Below are 4,853 nucleotides of genomic sequence, written 5' to 3'. Positions count from 1 at the left end.
CGCGGTTACAACGGCGGCATGGTCTGGATGTCGTCGTCCACCAGTTCCATCGCCATCACCAGCGCGTCCTCGCGTCCCTCGCGGGCCGGGTAATAGCGCGGGCGGCGGCCGATCTCGTTGAAGCCTTCGCTGTGGTACAGCGCCACCGCCGGCGTGTTGGACGGGCGCACTTCCAGGAAGACGCGCTGGGCGCCGTGGTCGCGTGCCAGCTGGACCAGTGCGCGGAACAGAAACCGGCCCAGGCCCCGCGACTGGCTCTGGGGATCCACGCAGACATTCAACACATGGGCTTCGTCGGCCGCGATGCTGAGCACGCCGTAGCCCACCAGCACGCCGTCATCCTCCAGCGCCAGCGCCGGATAGCCCGCACGCAGGCAGTCCACGAAAATGCCGCGCGTCCACGGGAACGGGTAACCGCGCAGTTCGATCGGCATCAGGGCGTCGATATCGCTTTCGCGCAGCGCGCGCAACGCCATCGGGCGGGGCGAACTGACCGCGCTCACGGCCGGCCCCGCTTGCGCAGGGCCCGCAGGTGCGGCCACAGCGCGCGCTTGGCGGCGGCATTGCCGCGCAGGTCGTCCAGGTTCCAGCCGGCCATCAACGCCTGCGTCTCCGGCTCGGCGGGATTGCAGCCGGACGCGCGCAGCAGGGCGATCTGCAGGCGGTCAGGCATGCGCACTGCCGGGCGACGGCCGCTACCGCTGGCGCGTTCGCGCGGCGCTGCCGGGGTATCGCCGGCGGTGCGGCTGCCAGCGGCCGGTGGTGCATCGATGCTGGTCGGTGCGCTGCGCCGCGGCGGCGGCGCGGCATGCGCGGGGGCGTCCCCTGCCGATGCGGGGGCTGGCTGCGCTGCGGCACGCTCGGCCGGCGCGGCACTGGCGGCCACGCTCAGCGTGATCGGTGCGGCGGCGACCTCCTCGATCTGCCCGTCCACGAACACGGTGTAGCCCATCGCCTGCAGCCACGACTGCTGCGCCGGGGACCACAGCGGCGGCAGGCCGGACTCGCTCACGCGCGGGGCTCGGCCGTCTTGCGGGCGCGCTGCCACAACCAGCAGCACGGCCCGGACAGGGCGTACACGATGCCGACGGCAAACAGCACCCGCGGCAGGTCGATGACCATGATGGCGATGGCAATGGGCACCAGCGCCAGGGCCAGGAACGGCACGCGGTCAGCGCGCGGGCCGCGTTCGCCGCTGCCCTTGAAGCTCCAGAAGCGGATCCGGCTGACCATCAGCAATGCCGCCACCAGGGTCACGCCCAGCGAGACATACCGCAGCTGATTGCCGTCCCAGCCCAGGTTGCCATCGGCGAAGGCCCAGACGAAGGACATCATCAGGCCGGCGGCGGCCGGGCTGGCCAAACCAACGAACCAGCGCTTGTCGACCACGGTGACCTGGGTGTTGAAGCGGGCCAGCCGCAGCGCGGCGCAGGCCGCATACAGGAACGCCACTGCCCAGCCGACCCGGCCCCAGACCGGGTCGTCGAATTTCAGCCACGACAGCGACCAGTGGTACATCACCAGCGCCGGAGCCATGCCGAAGCTGACCAGGTCGGCCAGCGAGTCGTACTGCACGCCGAATTCGCTGCTGGTCCCGGTCAACCGGGCCACGCGGCCGTCCAGGCCGTCCATGACCGCGGCCACGAACACGGCGATGGCCGCGTTGACGAAGTCGCCATTGGCCGCGGCGATGATCGCGTAGAAGCCGGCGAACAGGCCTGCGGTGGTGAACAGGTTGGGCAGCAGGTAGATGCTGCGGGAGCGCGGCGGGGGTTTCATCTGATCCATACCGGCCAGTTTAGTGGGTGTGGTGGCCTTTGGGGCAGCCCGGTCGCCATGGGGCGGTGGCGACCGTTGCCGGTACCCACCGGCCCGCCGGTCGCCGGCGGCTTGCCAGCACCGGGCCGGGGTGCTGCAATCGGCGCCTTGCCCTGATGCCCGGAGTTGCCATGCGTGCCCTGCCCTCGCTGTGCTGCCTGCTGCTGCTCGCCAGCGCCTCGGCCCACGCCGGTACCGTCTACAAGTGGAAGGACGCCAATGGCGTGACCCAGTATTCGGAAAAAGCCCCGACCGGCCAGAAATACGAAGCACGCAAGGTGGAAACCGCCGCGCCGGCCACCCGGCCAGCCGCCACGGCCGCCGCCGCCCCGGCAGAGTCCAGCGCGTGCACCACCGCACGCGGCAACCTCACCCTGCTCAATGGCCAGGGTGTGGTGATGCAGGACACCAATGGCGACGGCAAGGCCGACACCGCCTTGACCGACCCGCAGCGCGCGGCCCAGAAGACCTTGGCCGAGGCCGCGATCCAGGCCTATTGCAAGCCGGCCACCGGCACCTGACGGCCGGGCCGGTTGCCGCCGGCAGCCGACCGTTGCACCCGCGGCCAGGGCCGTGATGGGCAGGGCGGCGGCCGGGCTGGCAGAATATCGGCTTCTGCCGTTCAGCGAAGCCGACGATGCGCCTTTCCCAGTTCCACCTGCACACCACCAAGGAAACCCCCAGTGACGCGGAGCTCACCAGCCACCGCTTGATGCTGCGCGCGGGCATGATCCGCAAGCTGGCCTCGGGGTTGTACACCTGGTCGCCGCTGGGCCTGCGCGTGCTGCGCAAGGTCGAGCGCATCGTGCGCGAGGAAATGGAGCGCGCCGGTGCGGTGGAATTCCAGATTCCGACCATCCAGCCCAAGGAACTGTGGGAAACCACCGGGCGCTGGGAAAAGTTCGGCCCGCAGCTGCTGAAGATCAAGGACCGCAAGGACCAGGTGTTCTGCTACAGCCCGACCGCCGAAGAAGCCGCGGCCGATTTCGCGCGCCAGGAGCTGTCCAGCTACAAGCAGCTGCCGGTCAACTTCTTCCAGATCCAGACCAAGTTCCGCGACGAGATCCGCCCGCGCTTCGGCGTGATGCGCGCGCGCGAGTTCCTGATGAAGGACGCCTACTCCTTCCACCTGCACGATGACTGCCTGGTGCGCGAGTACGAGAACATGAAGGCGGCCTACAGCCGTATCTTCACCCGCCTGGGCCTGGATTTCCGCATGGTGCAGGCCGATTCCGGCGCGATCGGCGGCGACGCCTCGCAGGAATTCCACGTGATCGCCGACTCCGGCGAAGACGCGCTGGTGTTCTCCACCGGCTCGGACTACGCGGCCAACATGGAAGCGGCCGTGGCCGCCGCCCCGGGCGCCCGCGCTGCGGCCAGCGAAGCGATGCGCAAGGTGGACACGCCGACCCAGAAGACCTGCGAAGCGGTGGCCGAGCTGCTGGGCCTGGGCCTGGAGCGCACCGTGAAGTCGATCGCGCTGATGACCGAAGCCGGGTTCGTGCTGGCGCTGGTGCGGGGCGACCACGAGGTCAACGAGATCAAGCTGGGCAAGGTGGAGGGCCTGCAGGGCCACCGCATGGCCGGCGAAGCGGAAATCACGGCGCATCTGGGCAGCGAGCCGGGCTTCCTGGGCCCGCTCAACCCGGTCAAGCCGATCCGCATCGTGGCCGACCGCGACGTGGCGGCGATGGCCGACTTCGTGATCGGCGCCAATGAGGCGGGTTTCCATTTCGCCGGGGTCAACTGGGGCCGCGACCTGCCCGAGCCGGACGTGGCCGACATCCGCAATGCCAAGGCCGGCGACCGCGCCACCGACGGTGGCGAGCTGAAGATCGCGCGCGGCATCGAAGTGGGTCATGTGTTCCAGCTGGGTCGCCAGTACGCACAGGCGCTGAAGGCCACGGTGCTGGATGAGAACGGCAAGGCGGCGGTGATGGCGATGGGCTGCTACGGCATCGGTATTTCGCGCATCGTGGCAGCGGCGATCGAGCAGAACCACGATGAGGCGGGGATTATCTGGCCGGCGGCGATGGCCCCGTGGCAGGTGGTGGTGTGCGTGATCAACCCGAAGCAGGACGAGGCGGTGGCCACGGCGGCAGCCGAGCTGCTTGCGCAGCTGCAGGCGGCCGGGCTGGACGCGGCGCTGGACGACCGCGGCCTGCGCCCGGGCCAGATGTTCGCCGACATGGAGTTGATTGGCGTGCCGCACCGGGTGGTGGTGTCCGAGCGCGGCCTGGCGGCCGGGACCTACGAGTACCGGCCGCGCAGTGCGAGCGAGGCCGAGAGCCTGGACCGCGAGACGCTGCTGGCCCGTCTGGCGGGCTGACCGAAACAGGGGATGGAAGAAAGCCGGGTGGAATATCCCGGCTTTTCTTTTGCGCCATACGATTGAATCTCCCGGTTAACTCTGTGCAGCACCCGGCGGGATATGTATGCTGTCGCCGACGCCAAGGACTGGCCCACCCCGTCCTTAAATAGATTCCGGAGTAGTTGATGAGCATTGACCTGAGTGGCCTGTCCGCCAAAGAGCTGGGCGCCCTGATCAAGAACGCAAAGAAGCAGCAGACCATCGTGGCCAAGCGCCCGGCGGTAACCAAGGTGCGCACGCAGCTGACGAAGCTGGCGAAGGCGCACGGGTATTCGATCGAAGAGGTGTTCGGCGGCGTCGCCCCGGCCCGCGGCCGTGCAGCGAAGGCAACCAAGGCCCCGGCCAAGAAGGCCGTGCGCAAGCTGGGCAAGGTTGCCCCGAAGTACCGCAACCCGGCCAACCCGAAGGAAACCTGGACCGGCCGCGGCAAGCAGCCGCGCTGGCTGGCCGCGCTGACGACCAAGGGCAAGAAGGTCGAAGAGTTCCTGATCAAGAAGTAATCGATTCTGGTTTCATCGGAAACCGAATCTCGAAACGCCGGCGAAAGCCGGCGTTTTTTGTGTCTGATTACTTGCGTCGTTGGAGGTTTTGCCTACAGGCCAAACCCGAACGCAACAGCTGAAAAGCCGGGTGTGCGATTGCACAGGCTGGGTCGGGTACGGGT

The 4,853-nt window shown here is 68.6% G+C and carries 5 protein-coding genes and 1 pseudogene; 3 read left to right on the top strand and 3 right to left on the bottom strand.

Annotated elements, in window-relative coordinates; translation table 11 throughout:
- Window positions 1–5: 5 nt before the first annotated feature.
- Genes rimI through pssA form a run of 3 tightly spaced genes read right to left on the bottom strand, consistent with a single transcriptional unit; the run spans window position 6 to window position 1,788 of the window.
- Complete coding sequence (gene rimI / locus DBR34_RS12085) at window positions 6–503, bottom strand: ribosomal protein S18-alanine N-acetyltransferase (protein ID WP_128096976.1); 498 nt, start codon at window positions 501–503, stop codon at window positions 6–8.
- Window positions 500–1,012 (bottom strand): hypothetical protein, encoded by a 513-nt coding sequence (locus DBR34_RS12080; RefSeq protein WP_258223864.1) that lies wholly within the window; start codon window positions 1,010–1,012, stop codon window positions 500–502. Before DBR34_RS12080 ends, rimI begins: the two co-directional genes overlap by 4 nt.
- Entirely contained in the window at window positions 1,009–1,788 is a 780-nt protein-coding gene (gene pssA / locus DBR34_RS12075; protein WP_128096975.1) for a CDP-diacylglycerol--serine O-phosphatidyltransferase, read from the bottom strand. The genes DBR34_RS12080 and pssA overlap by 4 nt, the downstream gene beginning before the upstream one ends.
- A gap of 161 nt (window positions 1,789–1,949) precedes the next feature.
- Here pssA and DBR34_RS12070 point away from each other — a divergent pair, with 161 nt between their 5' ends.
- The 3 genes and pseudogenes from DBR34_RS12070 to DBR34_RS12060 all read left to right on the top strand — a co-directional run.
- A complete protein-coding gene (locus tag DBR34_RS12070) occupies window positions 1,950–2,339 on the top strand; it encodes a DUF4124 domain-containing protein (RefSeq protein WP_128096974.1) in 390 nt (129 codons plus the stop codon).
- A 116-nt stretch (window positions 2,340–2,455) separates the two neighbouring features.
- Window positions 2,456–4,147: a proline--tRNA ligase gene (locus tag DBR34_RS12065; protein WP_128096973.1), complete on the top strand. Its 1,692-nt coding sequence runs from the start codon at window positions 2,456–2,458 to the stop codon at window positions 4,145–4,147.
- 167 nt (window positions 4,148–4,314) lie between these two features.
- Window positions 4,315–4,686 (top strand): annotated as a pseudogene (locus tag DBR34_RS12060) (H-NS histone family protein); the annotation flags it as partial.
- Between the last annotated feature and the right edge of the window lie 167 nt (window positions 4,687–4,853).

The organism is Stenotrophomonas sp. HMWF003, assembly GCF_003061285.1.
In the GTDB taxonomy this organism is placed as follows: Bacteria; Pseudomonadota; Gammaproteobacteria; order Xanthomonadales; family Xanthomonadaceae; genus Stenotrophomonas; species Stenotrophomonas maltophilia_AP.
The sequence above is the reverse complement of the archived record's forward strand: the minus strand, read 5'-3'. Positions and strand labels throughout refer to the sequence as shown.

Bases quoted from the DNA above. Each gene is read 5' to 3' on its own strand.
- pssA (WP_128096975.1), bottom strand. From the start codon at position 1,788: ATGGATCAGATGAAACCCCCGCCGCGCTCCCGCAGCATCTACCTGCTG.
- DBR34_RS12070 (WP_128096974.1), top strand. From the start codon at position 1,950: ATGCGTGCCCTGCCCTCGCTGTGCTGCCTGCTGCTGCTCGCCAGCGCC.
- DBR34_RS12065 (WP_128096973.1), top strand. From the start codon at position 2,456: ATGCGCCTTTCCCAGTTCCACCTGCACACCACCAAGGAAACCCCCAGT.